The organism is Occultella glacieicola, assembly GCF_004353825.1.
GTDB lineage: Bacteria > Actinomycetota > Actinomycetes > Actinomycetales > Beutenbergiaceae > Occultella > Occultella glacieicola.
In genome coordinates, this window is sequence record NZ_SMNA01000011.1 from 1 (window position 1) to 12,948 (window position 12,948).

The window sequence follows — 12,948 nt, forward strand, 5'->3', positions numbered from 1 at the left end:
GGCCCGGGCGGCGCTCGCGGCGGCCGAGGCCGCCGCGGCTGGGTCCGACCAGCGCTCCGACGCACGCGAGGCGCCGGCGCCGGAACCGGACGTGGACCCCGTCGGCGCGCCTGACCCCACCGGCCCCGAACCGACAGGTGACGACGCGACCGATGCCCCGCCGTCGGCCCCCACCGAGACCACCGACACCGGACCGGCGGCCGACAGCGCCACCCAGGCACCGCCGTCGGGCGCCGACCTGTCCGAGTCCGCGGCCGCGATCGTCGCCGGCTACCGGTTCGAGGGCGGCATGCTGCCCCTCGGCGCGCTCGTCGAGGGCGACCGGGCGATCGCGGGCGCCCAGATCGGCCTGCCGCTGTCGATGATGAACCGCCACGGACTGGTCGCCGGCGCCACCGGGACCGGCAAGACCCGCACGCTGCAGGGGATGGCGGAGGGCTTGTCGGCGGCCGGGGTCCCGGTGTTCCTCGCCGACATCAAGGGTGACCTGTCCGGCCTCGCCGTGCCGGGGGTGGGCAACGAGAAGCTGCTCGCTCGCACCACGAGCCTCGGCCAGGACTGGCAGGGCGTCGCCTACCCGGTCGAGTTCTACTCGCTCGGCGGGATGGGGCACGGCGCCCCCATCCGCACCACCGTCACCGACTTCGGCCCGCTGCTGCTGTCGAAGGTGCTCGGGCTGAACGACACCCAGGAGTCCTCGCTCGGCCTGATCTTCCACTGGGCCGACGCCCAGGGACTCGCGCTGCTCGACCTCAAGGACCTGCGGTCGACCATCGCCTACCTGACCTCCGACGACGGCAAGGACGAGCTCAGGGGCATCGGCGGGATCTCGACCGCGACGGCCGGGGTGATCCTGCGGGAGATCGTCGCGTTGCAGGCCCAGGGCGCGGACGTCTTCTTCGGCGAGCCCGCGTTCGTCACGTCCGACCTGATCCGGCTGGCCCCGGACGGGCGCGGCGTGATCTCAGCCCTGGAACTGCCGTCGGTACAGGACCGGCCCGCGCTGTTCTCCACGTTCCTGATGTGGCTGCTCGCGGACCTGTTCAGCGACCTGCCGGAGATCGGGGACGCCGACAAGCCCAAGCTCGTGTTCTTCTTCGACGAGGCACACCTGCTCTTCAACGACGCCTCGAAGGACTTCCTGGCGCAGGTGGTCCAGACGGTGCGGCTGATCCGGTCGAAGGGCGTGGGGATCTTCTTCGTCACCCAGACCCCCAAGGACGTGCCCGGCGACGTGCTCGCCCAGCTCGGCAACCGGGTCCAGCACGCCCTACGGGCCTTCACCCCGGACGACCAGAAGGCGCTGCGAGCCACGGTGCGCACGTTCCCCGAGTCCGCCTACGACCTCGAGGAGCTGCTGACCTCGCTGGGCACCGGCGAGGCGGTCGTCACCGTGCTCACCGAGAAGGGGGCGCCGACCCCGGTCGCCTGGACCAGGCTGCGGGCACCGCAGGCCTCGATGGACCCCGCGCCCGAGGCGACGCTCGCCGCGATGGTGGCCGGGTCGCCGTCGAACGCGACGTACGGCACCGCGGTCGACAACGAGTCGGCCTACGAACTGCTGACCCGGCGCATCGACTCCGACCGGGCCGCCGCCGCGGCGGCGGAGCAGGCCGAGGCCGAGGCGAAGGCGAGGGAGAAGGAGGAGGACGACCTGGAGCAGATGCAGGAGAAGCTGCGCCAGGACGCGGCGAAGGAGGCCGAACGCGCCCAGCGGGACGCCGAGAAGCGGCGGGCCTCGACCTCCCGGAGCGCACGCGGCGGCCTCGATTCGTTCCTGCGCAGTGCCGGCACGGTACTCGGCAGGGAGATCACCCGGTCCATCTTCGGCACCCGCAGACGCTGACGATCCCCCGCCGACCCGCTCTCTGCGGTTCGGCGAGGGATCGCCTCGGGATTCAGCGTCCTCCTCAGAACGTGCCCGCTTCGATCGCGGCGGTGCGCTCGGCCTGCTTGGCCGCGTCCTTGGGGTACACCCGGTAGAACAGGAACCAGTAGCCGGCGTTCAGCAGGTACGGGACCGTTACCAGGTAGAGCATCACCTGCTGGAGCCCGAGGGCGTCGGCCAGGAAGCCCATCGCGAGGGTCATCAGCGCGCTGATCGCGCCCTGGATCAGGGAGAACAGCACGGCGAACGCCGTCGCCGAGAGCTGCTTGGGCGCCACGGTGGAGACCATCGGCAGCACGCAGGCGGAGAACCCGACCGAGGCGATGAGGCCGAAGGCGAAGATCACCGCGTAGATGGCGAAGCCCTTGCCCCAGTCCATCTGCAGCGCCACGTAGGACATGCCGGCCATCGCGACCAGGTAGATCTGCATGAGGATGATGCGGCCCTTGGCGCCGAACTTGCGGACGAACAGGTCGCCGAGGAGTCCGCCGACGAACGCGGACACCGCCATGCCTGCCGCGAACACCGACCACAGGATCGCCGCGCCGGGGATGTCCCAGCCGCGCACGTCGACCATGTAGGTCACGAAGAAGGAGAACAGCACGAGGCTGGTGACCAGCGGGAGCATGCCGGCCAGGAGGCCGATGGTGGGGATCTTGAACAGCTTCGCCGCGTCGGAGATCTTGAACCGGCCCACGTCGGGGTCGTCGGAGATCGAACTCTGTCGCTTGGGTTCCTTGACGAACAGCAGGATCAGGATGCCGGACAGGACACTGAGGCCACCCATGGTGAACATGCCGTAGCGCCAGCCGTTCGGGTCGTTCGCGAACAGGGCGATGGCCGGGCCGAGGATCATGCCGAGCACCGAGCCGATACCGCGGACGGTGCCGAACGCCCGGCCGCGGGTCTTGTCGTCGAACAGGTCGCCGAGCAGGCCGTTCACGATCGGCTCGGAGGCGACGGTGCCGATCACGCCGATGCCGTACAGGATCACCAACCAGGTGAAGTTCGGCGCGAGGCCGGCGGCGGCGGTCCACAGCCCCCAGACGCCGGTGACGATGAACAGGACCTTCTTGCGGCCGTAGCGGTCGGCGGCGAGCGCCCAGGCCGGTCCGAAGATCATCCGGGCGAACCGGGCCAGGCTGGCCAGGATGCCGAGCGCCCCGAGGGAGAGCCCGAACGCGTCCCGGATCAGCGGGAAGAACGTGTTGATGAGCGAGTTCTCGGAGTTGTCGATCGCTCCTGCGACCGCGAGGGCGCCGACGGCCTTGCCGCGGCCCTTCGTCTCCGGGGTCTCGGTCGCGACCGGACCGGTCGGGGCGACCGGGTCGGCGGTCGCCGTCCGGCCGGCGCCCTTCACTTCGTCGAGCACACTCATGATCTGCCTCTCTGCAGCCGCCGGAGGGTCCGACAGGGCCGACCGGGGGGTTGGTGGTGTGCCTCCATTGAGGCAGTCGATGGCAACCTCCGGACATCTGTTGCCACCCGTTGCCGGGTGGTTGCCGGGAGTTGTTCCGGGGTTGCCATGCGTTGCCCCGGAGCGGGTGTCCCGGACCGGGCGGGGGCGCGCGTGCGCAGGCGACCTCGTTGGCGTCGCGCCGGCGCTGCTACCCGAGCTGCTCCAGGAGTCGGCGCAGGTTGGCGGCGACCACGCCGGCCAGCTCCCACCTGGAGTCGGGTTCCAGGGATCGGGCGATCCCCTCGTAGGAGATGCACTGGTGGACCAGGTTCGCGATCGGTGCGAGAGCGAGCGCGCGGTCGGTGTCCGCTCCCGGTGCGTGCGCGCGCCAGACGGTGGCGAACTCCTCGAGCACGGCGTTCCCCGCGGCCGGGTCCTTCTCCCGTCGGCCGTTCGCGAGCAGCGCGGCGTCCAGGAACGGGTGGGCGATCGCCGCGTCGGTCCAGTCGTAGATGACCAGCCGGCCGGCACCGGTGGCGACGTTGCCGAGGTGCAGGTCGCCGTGGGTGAGCGTGTCAGGGACGCCGCACTCGGCCAGCTCCCGCAGGTGCTTCTCGACGCGGCGTCCGAGCGCGGGCAGTCCCGCGCGTTCGTGCTCGGTCAGCCGGGACAGTTCGACGCTGCCGGTGAGGACGTCGGCGAATGCCGCCAGGGTCGGCTCGATGGTGCGATCGGGACAACCGGCGCCCCTGAGCGCGTCGACGTGCTCCAGCGAGCGACGCTGCAGTTCGGCCATCGTCCGCGCCGTCCCGAGGGCCACGTCCGCGCCCTCGGGTTCGGCGGCCCCGCCGGCGTCGGTCTCGGGGAGCGGGTCGAGCAGGAGCCAGCCACGGGCCGGGTCCGTCGCACGGACCGTCGGCACCCGTTCGGGGTCCAGGGCACCGACCGCGACCGTGATCGCCGGCTCGGCGTGGAACCAGTCGCACGCGGCCTTGAGGTACAGCGGCACGTTCGCGCCGCCGTCGCCGCGGCAGTCGAAGCGGACGACGGCGGACAGGCACCAGATCTTGACCGGTTCGCCCGGTCCCTCGCGACGTAGGCCGAGCGCGGCGATCTGCCGATCGAGCCACGCGGTCGCCTCGTCGAGCCAGCCGGTCCGGTACCAGTCGGGGCGGGCCGGCGGGGTCGGGACGACGCCGTCGCGCTCGGCGAGGGCGAGCACGACGGCGGCACGCACCTCCTCGGGCAGCGTCAGCCGGTCGAGGTGGTCCACCGCGACGCGCTGACCGGTGGGCCATGAGGGCGGGTCGGGGACGTCGAGCACCTGCACCACCGTGTGGTCACCGACCAGCCGGGCCGGGGCGACCGGCCGCGCCGCCGGGAGGCCGGTCGCCGCTCGCAACTCGGTTGCCGAGAGCCATCGGCCCGGAACGCTCGGCAGGGTGCGGGTGCCGTCCGCGGCGAGCGTGGTGAGCAGGTCGGTGCCGGCGATCGCGGCGACCCAGACCCACCCGTCCTGCTCCCGCGACGCCGTCATGGGCCCATCCTGCCTGTCGAGAGTGCTGAAATGGTCGCCATTTCCGCACCCTCACCGCCGGGCGCGTCGCCCCACCGCGCGGCTCACCCTGTCGAGAGTGCTGAAATGGTCGCCATTTCCGCACCCTCACCGCCGGCGCGGGAGTGCTGAACCGGCGCCCACTTCCGCACCCTCACCGCCGGCCTCGGCCGGGTCAGCCGGGTGCGCCGGGCCCGGCGTGGGCGGCGGCCGCGCCACCCGCGACGAGCCGCCGCCTCGGGTGTTCCGATGTCGCACGCCTCGGCGGCGTTCGCGCAGGTCGTACCTGCCGGAGAAGCGATCGCCCCTCAGGCCGGAACGATATTGACCAGCTTCGGTGCTCGGACGATCACCTTGCGGATGCCCCGACCGTCCAGGGCGCGCTGCACGGCGGGGGCGGCCAGCGCCAGCTCCCGCAGCTCGTCCTCGCCGATCGACGGCGGCACCTCCAGCCGGTCGCGGACCTTGCCCTGCACCTGCACCACACAGGTCACGGTCTCCGCGACCAGCAACGCCTCGTCCGGCTCCGGGAACGGGTGGTAGGTCAGCGACTCGTCGTGGCCCAGCCGTGCCCACAGCTCCTCGGCGATGTGCGGGGCCACCGGCGCGGTCATCAGCACCAGCGGCTCGATCGCCTCGCGGGCCACCCGCGGGACGGAGGTCAGGTGGTTGTTCAGCACGATCAGCTTCGCGATCGCCGTGTTCGGGCGCATCGCGGACATCTCGGTGCGCACGTCCGCGATCGTGCGGGCCACCACGCGACGGGTCTCCTCGTCCGCCGGGGCATCGGTCACGGTCAGCTCACCGGTGTCCTCGTCGACGGCGTTGCGCCACAGCCGCTGCAGGAACCGCTGCGCGCCGACCACGGCGCGGGTGTCCCACGGCCGCGAGACGTCCAGCGGACCCATGCTCATCTCGTAGACCCGGAACGTGTCCGCGCCGTACGCGGAGTACATCTCGTCCGGGGTGACCATGTTCTTCAGGGACTTGCCCATCTTGCCGTACTCGCGCTGGACCACCTGGCCGTTCCAGGTCCACACCGGGTCCCCGTCGGAGCCGACCTCCTCGACGACCTCCTCGGCCGGCACATGCACGCCGCGGGCGTCGGTGTAGGCGTACGCCTGGATGTAGCCCTGGTTGAACAGCTTGTGGAACGGCTCCACGCTGGAGATGTGCCCCAGGTCGAACAGGACCTTGTGCCAGAACCGGGCATACAGCAGGTGCAGCACCGCGTGCTCGACGCCGCCGACGTACAGGTCGGCCCCGCCGGTGGTCACCGTGCCGTCCGGGCCGGTGCGCGGGCCCATCCAGTACTTCTCGATCTCCGGGTCGACCATCGCGGCGGTGTTCGCCGGGTCCAGGTAGCGCAGTTCGTACCAGCAGGAACCGGCCCAGTTCGGCATCGTGTTCGTGTCGCGACGGTAGACCTTGGGCCCGTCACCCAGGTCCAGCTCGACGTTGACCCACTCGTCGGCGCGGGCCAGCGGGGGCTCCGGGGAGGAGTCCGCGTCATCGTCGGCGTAGGTGCGCGGGGAGAAGTCCGGGACCTCGGGCAGCTCGACCGGCAGCAGCTCGTCCGGCAGCGCGATCACGCGGCCGTCGTCGTCGTAGACCACCGGGAACGGCTCGCCCCAGTACCGCTGCCGGGAGAACAGCCAGTCCCGCAGCCGGTAGGTGACCGTGGCGGTGCCGACGCCCTTGTCCTCCAGCCAGGCGGTGATCGCGCGCTTCGCCTCGGCGACGTCCAGCCCGTTCAAGCTGACCTCGTCGTTCGCGGAGTTGATGGTGACGCCGTCGCCCGTGTAGGCACCGCCGTCGAAGCCCGACGGCGGTTCCACGGTGTGCACGATCGGCAACTGGTAGGCGGTGGCGAAGGCGTGGTCGCGCTGGTCACCGCCCGGCACGGCCATGATGGCGCCGGTGCCGTAGCCGACCAGCACGTAGTCGGCGATGAACACCGGCAGCCGGTTGCCGTTGACGGGGTTGACGGCGAACAGCCCGGTGAACACCCCGGACTTCTCCCGGCCCTCGGCCTGGCGCTCGATGTCGGTCTTGGCGGCGGCCTGCGCCCGATACGCGGCGACGGCGTCCGCCGGCCTCGTGTGCCCACCGGTCCACGCGGAGTGGGTCCCCTCGGGCCACTCGGCGGGCACGCCGGCGTCCAGCAGCGGGTGCTCGGGTGCCAGCACCATGAACGTCGCACCGAACAGCGTGTCCGGCCGGGTGGTGAAGACCTCGATCTCGGCCACCGCGGGAGCCGCGCCCGTCGCGGCGACGGAAGCACCGCCGTCGCCCCCCGCGACCGCGAAGGTGACCCGGGCCCCCTCGGAGCGCCCGATCCAGTTGCGCTGCATGGTCTTGACCTTCTCCGGCCAGTCCAGCCGGTCCAGGTCATCCACCAGCCGGTCACCGTAGGCGGTGATCCGCATCATCCACTGGCGCAGGTTGCGCTTGAACACCGGGAAGTTGCCGCGCTCGGAGCGACCGTCCGCGGTGACCTCCTCGTTGGCCAGCACCGTGCCCAGGCCCGGGCACCAGTTCACCGGGACGTCCGCGACGTAGGCCAGGCGGTGGGTGCCCAGCACGTCCTCACGCTCGGCCGCGGTCAGGTCGGCCCAAGCCCGACCGTTGCCGGTGGCCCGCTCCCCCGACTCGAACCGCGCGACCAGCTCGCCGATCGGGCGCGCGGCGCCCACGCCGCCGCCGGGCCGCGGCGCGTCGTGGTCGTACCAGGAGTTGAAGATCTGCAGGAAGATCCACTGGGTCCAGCGCACATAGCCGGAGTCGGTGGTGGCGAAGGAGCGACGCTCGTCGTGCGCCAGGCCCATCCGCAGCAGCTGGCGCCGCATCGTCTCGATGTTCTCGTCGGTGGTGATGCGCGGGTGCTGGCCGGTCTGCACGGCGTACTGCTCGGCCGGCAGCCCGAACGCGTCATAGGACAGGGCGTGCAGCACGTTCGCGCCGGTCATCCGCTTGAACCGGCCCACGACGTCGGTGGCGATGTAGCCCAGCGGATGCCCCACGTGCAGCCCCTTGCCCGAGGGGTAGGGGAACATGTCCAGCACATAGAACTTCTCGGCGGGAACCTCGCCGTCGCCGGCCAACCCGCCGGTCGGGTTCGGCGCGTTGAAGGTTCCCTCGGCGGCCCACCGCGCCTGCCAGGAGAGTTCGATGTGCGCCGCCAGGTCCGCGGTGTAGCGGTGGGCTGGGATGGCGGCGTCGGTGACGGCGGTATCGGTGACGGAGGCGTGGTGCTCAGACATGTGCGTTTCCTTGGGCAGGGCCACCGACAGGCGGCGGCGTCACGGAGGCTGACATGAGAAGACCTCCCGGATAAGGGAGGTCGGCCGCGCTGACGCGGCGCCACAAGGGGCGCCCGCTGAAGATCAGCGCGGCTGGCTAAGCAGCGAGTCCGTGAAGAACATGCCCACCAGCCTACCGCAGCCCGATCCGCGCAGCCGCGACGATTCCCGCGCAGTGATTGGTCTGGTCAACCAGACCAGACCAATCTAGCCTTGCCACATGGGTGCCCAGGTCAACGTCCAGGAGGCGAAGACTCGCTTGTCCGAGCTGCTCAAGCGGGTTGAGGCCGGGGAGTCGATCACGATCGCGCGCGCCGGCAGGCCGGTGGCCGAACTGCGGCCCGCCCAACCGGTCGCCCCCGTGTTCGGCGGACTCGTGCCCGGCCTCGTCGTCGGGCCGGAGTTCTTCGAGGAACTTCCCGAGGACGAGTTGTCGCGCTGGGACGGGACGCCATGAGATACCTCCTCGACACCCACGTCCTGCTGTGGTTGGCGAATGAGGCCGAACGGGTACCGGTCGAGACTCGGAACCAACTGGCGCAGGCGTCGGGCCGCGTGGTCTCGAGCGCCTCGGCGATGGAGATCGCACTCAAGACCAGGCTGGGAAGGCTCACGGGTGGCCACGCGATCACGACCGGCTGGCAGCGCGTCCTGTCGAGCTTCCTGGCCGACGAACTCCCGTTGTCCGGTCCGCACATGCTCTATGCAGGCGGTATGGATTGGGCGCATCGTGACCCGTTCGACCGGATGCTCGTCGCACAGGCACTGCTCGAAGGGCTCGTCCTGGTCACCCTCGACCGCGCCATCATCGCGCACGCCGAGGTCGAGACCCTGTCCTGGTGAGCGCCACTCTCGCCACCAATGGTTCCCGCGTCGTCAGGTCGCGTCGATCCCCGCAGTGCTCTCGCGGACCACGAGCGTGAACGGAACCTTCTCGTCGACGGCCGCCGCCGGCCCGGTCCCGGCCGCGAGCTGCGCCTCGAGCATCCGCAACGCCACCTCGGCGAGCGCCGACCGGTCCGGGGAGATCGTGGTCAGCGAGGGCGTGACCGCCCGCGCGTACGGGATGTCGTCGAAGCCGACCACAGCCACGTCGTCCGGCACGTGCAGGCCGCGCAGGTGCAGCGCACGCATCGCGCCGAGGGCAACCCAGTCGGTCACGGCGAAGATCCCGTCGGGGGCTGCGGCGCCGAGTTCGAGCAGGGCCCGGGCCGCGCGTTCGCCCTCCTCCCCCGAGTTGGCCGTGATCGGCACCATCAGCTCGGGAAGCACCGGCAGGCCCGCGGATTCGAGCGCCTCGACGTAGCCTTCCTGGCGGGGCCCGGCGGTCGCCCCGACCAGCGCGATCCGGCGTCTGCCGAGATCGAGGAGATGCTCGACGGCGGCGCGTGCGGCCTCGGTGTTGTCGATCGCCACGTGGTGGGCCGCGTCGCCGAACGTCTGCTCACCGAGGAGCACCAGCGGGGTGCGGTCGGTGCGCTCGGCCAGGTCCGACGGCGCCAGGTGCTGGGCGCTCACGATGAGGCCGTCGATCCGCTGCGGGAAGCGGCCCTCGAGCGCCTCCCGCTCAGCCGCGTGGTCGCCGCCGCTCTCGTGGATGAGCACGAACCACCCGCGGGCCTCGGCCCGTTCGACGACCCGGCCGGCGAGCGCCGCGAAGTACGGCATCTCCAACCGGGGCACCACGAGTGCGATCACCCCGGACCGACCGCGGGCGAGGTTGCGGGCCGAGAGGTTCGGGCGGTAGCCCACCTCCGCTATCGCGGCGAGGACGCGGGTGCGGGTGCGCTCGGTCACGTGCGCGTACCCGTTGATCACGTTGGAGACCGTCTTCATCGACACACCCGCGATCTCGGCGACATCGGTGAGCCGCGGCTGCGGCGACCTCCGGTCCTGGACCACGGCGGTCACCCTACCGGAGCCGTGCCGCCCGGTTGCGGGCCGAGGGGCGCGCCCCCGGACCGGGCGCCGGTCACGATCCGAAGACGCGGGCGGCCTCGTCGACGAACTGGGCGGCGGCGTCGGCCGGGGTCGCGGCACCGAACCCGACGTCCTGGTTCAGGCGCGGGAACGCAGTGCCCTGCAGTTCGCCGTAGCCGGTGGGCCACGCCTCCGGAGACGGCCCGACCTGGCCGGCGATCTCGTCCACGAACGCGACGGCCCGTCCCTCCGCGGTCTCCGGGTCCAGGGCGAGCAGCTCACGCGAGCTCTCCGACGGTGGCACCCCGAGGGTCAGCCCGATGGAGGTGACCGCACGCTCGTCGTTCAGGAGGAAGTCGATCAGCTCGGCAGCGGTGTCCTGGTTCGCCGAGGTGTTCATGACGCACCAGAAGTCGAGCGCCTTGACGAACTGCCCGTCCAGGGACCCCGCCGTCAGTCCCGGCACCGGACCGACGGCGAGCGGGTGCTCGGGAACCAGCGGCTGCAGGAACGCGACCTGCTGCACCCAGCCGAACGTGACCGCGGCGTTGAGCTGCGAGAGCTGCGACGTCTCGAACGTGTCGCTCTCGGCCGTGACGTCCGGCGGGGGCACGGCCCCGGCGGCCCGCAGGTCCTGCCACATCACCAGCCACTCCTCGATGACGCCGGCACCCACGGCCAGGCCCTGCTCGTCGAACAGGTCGGTTCCGTGCTGGCGAGCCCAGACCTCGAACATCTGGAAGTCGCCGCCGGCGTCCGTCGACCCGTACTTGCCCGGCCCGGCCGCCTCGGCGAAGGAGGTGCAGAACTCGGTGAAGTCGGCCCAGCTCCACTGCTCGGGCAGCTCGAGGCCGTGCTCGGACGCCAGGCCGGTGTTCCGGAACGTGGCGTGCGTGATCGAGGACTGGCCGATCCCGTAGAGGCCGTCGTTCAGGGCGCCACTGGTGGCCACGTCCTCGTCCAGTGCGTCGGTGTCGATGACCTCGCCCACGTAGTCACCGAGGTCCAGCAGGGCGCCCCGGTCGGCGTACTCCGCCAGGAACGTCATGGACATCCGCAGCACGTCCGGCCCGTCACCGCCGGCCACCTGGGTGGCCAGCCGGTCCCAGTAGTCGCCGAAGGGAGCCTTCTCGGTGGCGATCGAGGAGTCGGGGTGGTCCTCACCGAACGCCGCCAGGGCCCCCTCGATGCCCTCGTGCGCCGGCTGGCCGCCGTACCAGGCGACCCGCAGAGCGTCCCCGTCCGGCCCGCCGCCCGAGCCGTCGGAACCGGAGCCACCGCCGGCGGAGCGGCAACCGGCCAGGGCGCCGGCCACGAGGGCGGCGCCCCCGGCGCCGAGGAATGCACGTCGATCGATCGTTGACACGGTGACCTCCATTGGTCGCGGCGTGGGCCCGGTCAGGCCCAGCGCCAGTTGTGGGGACGGTGACGGGGTTGGTAGTGCCCCTGGGGTAGGTCGTCCGCGGCGCGCAGCAGCCACTGGACGAGCCGGCGGTGCAGGTCGGCACGGATCTCGCCGTACGCGGGGTCGTCGCTGAGATCGTGGGTCTCGGCGGGGTCGTTGACGAGGTCGAACAGGGCGTCCGCGCCCGTGTCGTCGACGACGAGTTTGAAGTCGCCGGCGACCAGCATCCGCATCTCGCCGCTCATCGTGACGCTGTTCAGCTCGTCGAAGGTGGGCCCGTCGTAGGGGAAGTGCAGGGGGGGCCGGTCCGCCTCGGTGTAGGAGACACCGCCGTAGCCGGACTCACCGAGGATGCTGCCGAACTCGCCCCCCGGGGCCGGGGCGCCACGCAGCAGCGGGGCCAGAGAACGGCCCTGCACGCCGGCCGGGATGGGCTCGTCGAGCCACTCGGCGATCGTCGGGAGCAGGTCGACCATCGAGACGAGCTCGTCCCGGCGCTGCGGCACGATCCCCGGTCCGCGGATGGCCAGTGGAATACGCATCAGTGCGTCCGACATCCCGGCACCCTTGCGCTGCAGTCCGTAGTCACCGAGGAAGTCGCCGTGGTCGGCCAGGAACACGAACAGGGTGTTCTCGCACACGTCGCCGAGGTGGTCCAGCAGCCGCCCGATCTGGTCGTCGATCAGGCGCAGCATGCCGAGGTAGTTCGCTCGGTAGCGCCGCCAGTGCGCGTCGTAGCCCGGCCGCTTGTCCTCGATCAGCCTGCGCAGCCAGCGGTAGCGCCAGTCGAGGGAGTCCAGGACCTCGGGGCCGACGGCCCGCTCCGGCACCTCGGCCTCGGCGAACATGCTGAAGTACGGCTCGGGAACCTGGTAGGGGTTATGGGGCTCCGGGAAGGACAACCAGAGGAGGAAGGGCTGCTCGACGGCGGTGCGTGCGAGCGCGTCGACGGCTCCGTCGACGATCCGGTACGGGAGCTGGGCCCGGACCCCGAACGGGGTCGGCACGGCGGACACGCCGTGGTCCAGCTCGCGCAACCACGCGTCGAAGGCGACGTGGACCGGATCGGTGCCCGGTCCGCCGTCGTGCAGGTACGGCCCGTTGAAGGTGTCGAAGTCGGCCGGGCCCCGATGCATGTGCGGCTTGCCGCTGAAGTGCAGCGAGTAGCCGGCGCCGCGGAGCAGGTCGAGCAGATCGGTGGCGTAGCGCGCGAACTCCGCGGTGCTGTTCTGACGTACGCCGTGGGCGCTCGGGAACCTGCCGGTGAGCAGACTGGTGCGGGCCGGCACGCACACCGGGCTGGAGGTGTACGCGCGCGGGAACCGGGCGCCACCGGCGAGCAACCGGTCCAGCCGCGGCATCGTGTCCGGGCCGCCCTCGCCCGCCGTGAAGCCGGCGCGCTGCTGGTCGGTCATCAGCAGCACGATGTTCGGCCGGTTGCTGGAGGTCATGGGGTCGGAGGTTCCTCTCGCGGGGGTG

The 12,948-nt window shown here is 71.6% G+C and carries 9 protein-coding genes; 3 read left to right on the forward strand and 6 right to left on the reverse strand.

Annotated elements, in window-relative coordinates; translation table 11 throughout:
- A partial coding sequence (locus EXU48_RS19380; protein ID WP_407938759.1) for a helicase HerA-like domain-containing protein occupies positions 1 to 1,846 on the forward strand: 1,846 nt, incomplete at its 5' end.
- Positions 1,847 to 1,910: 64 nt separating this feature from the next.
- Here the strand turns inward: EXU48_RS19380 and EXU48_RS19385 are convergent.
- From EXU48_RS19385 to leuS, 3 genes are all read right to left on the reverse strand, one after another.
- A complete protein-coding gene (locus tag EXU48_RS19385; protein WP_133109344.1) occupies positions 1,911 to 3,266 on the reverse strand; it encodes an MFS transporter in 1,356 nt (451 codons plus the stop codon).
- Between the two features lie 229 nt (positions 3,267 to 3,495).
- Complete coding sequence (locus EXU48_RS19390; protein WP_133109345.1) at positions 3,496 to 4,824, reverse strand: phosphotransferase; 1,329 nt, start codon at positions 4,822 to 4,824, stop codon at positions 3,496 to 3,498.
- 326 nt (positions 4,825 to 5,150) lie between these two features.
- Positions 5,151 to 8,105, reverse strand: coding sequence for a leucine--tRNA ligase (leuS, locus tag EXU48_RS19395; protein ID WP_133109346.1), 2,955 nt, complete (start codon positions 8,103 to 8,105; stop codon positions 5,151 to 5,153).
- A 259-nt stretch (positions 8,106 to 8,364) separates the two neighbouring features.
- Between leuS and EXU48_RS19400 the strand changes: the two genes are divergently transcribed.
- Both EXU48_RS19400 and EXU48_RS19405 read left to right on the forward strand, forming a co-directional pair.
- The gene (locus tag EXU48_RS19400) at positions 8,365 to 8,601 is read left to right on the forward strand and encodes a type II toxin-antitoxin system Phd/YefM family antitoxin (protein ID WP_133109347.1); all 237 of its coding nucleotides are present in this window, start codon (positions 8,365 to 8,367) and stop codon (positions 8,599 to 8,601) included.
- The gene (locus EXU48_RS19405; RefSeq protein WP_235857149.1) at positions 8,598 to 8,987 is read left to right on the forward strand and encodes a type II toxin-antitoxin system VapC family toxin; all 390 of its coding nucleotides are present in this window, start codon (positions 8,598 to 8,600) and stop codon (positions 8,985 to 8,987) included. The genes EXU48_RS19400 and EXU48_RS19405 overlap by 4 nt, the downstream gene beginning before the upstream one ends.
- 33 nt (positions 8,988 to 9,020) lie before the next feature.
- Here the strand turns inward: EXU48_RS19405 and EXU48_RS19410 are convergent, their stop codons facing one another.
- From EXU48_RS19410 to EXU48_RS19420, 3 genes are all read right to left on the reverse strand, one after another.
- Positions 9,021 to 10,046 carry a LacI family DNA-binding transcriptional regulator gene (locus EXU48_RS19410; protein WP_207947833.1) on the reverse strand — a complete coding sequence of 342 codons (1,026 nt, stop codon included), beginning with the start codon at positions 10,044 to 10,046 and terminating at the stop codon, positions 9,021 to 9,023.
- A 70-nt stretch (positions 10,047 to 10,116) separates the two neighbouring features.
- Positions 10,117 to 11,430 carry an ABC transporter substrate-binding protein gene (locus tag EXU48_RS19415; RefSeq protein WP_133109349.1) on the reverse strand — a complete coding sequence of 438 codons (1,314 nt, stop codon included), beginning with the start codon at positions 11,428 to 11,430 and terminating at the stop codon, positions 10,117 to 10,119.
- 32 nt (positions 11,431 to 11,462) lie between these two features.
- Positions 11,463 to 12,920 carry a sulfatase-like hydrolase/transferase gene (locus EXU48_RS19420; protein WP_133109350.1) on the reverse strand — a complete coding sequence of 486 codons (1,458 nt, stop codon included), beginning with the start codon at positions 12,918 to 12,920 and terminating at the stop codon, positions 11,463 to 11,465.
- Positions 12,921 to 12,948: the final 28 nt, after the last annotated feature.

Bases quoted from the DNA above. Each gene is read 5' to 3' on its own strand.
- EXU48_RS19385 (WP_133109344.1), bottom strand. From the start codon at position 3,266: ATGAGTGTGCTCGACGAAGTGAAGGGCGCCGGCCGGACGGCGACCGCC.
- EXU48_RS19390 (WP_133109345.1), bottom strand. From the start codon at position 4,824: ATGACGGCGTCGCGGGAGCAGGACGGGTGGGTCTGGGTCGCCGCGATC.
- leuS (WP_133109346.1), bottom strand. From the start codon at position 8,105: ATGTCTGAGCACCACGCCTCCGTCACCGATACCGCCGTCACCGACGCC.
- EXU48_RS19400 (WP_133109347.1), top strand. From the start codon at position 8,365: ATGGGTGCCCAGGTCAACGTCCAGGAGGCGAAGACTCGCTTGTCCGAG.
- EXU48_RS19405 (WP_235857149.1), top strand. From the start codon at position 8,598: ATGAGATACCTCCTCGACACCCACGTCCTGCTGTGGTTGGCGAATGAG.
- EXU48_RS19420 (WP_133109350.1), bottom strand. From the start codon at position 12,920: ATGACCTCCAGCAACCGGCCGAACATCGTGCTGCTGATGACCGACCAG.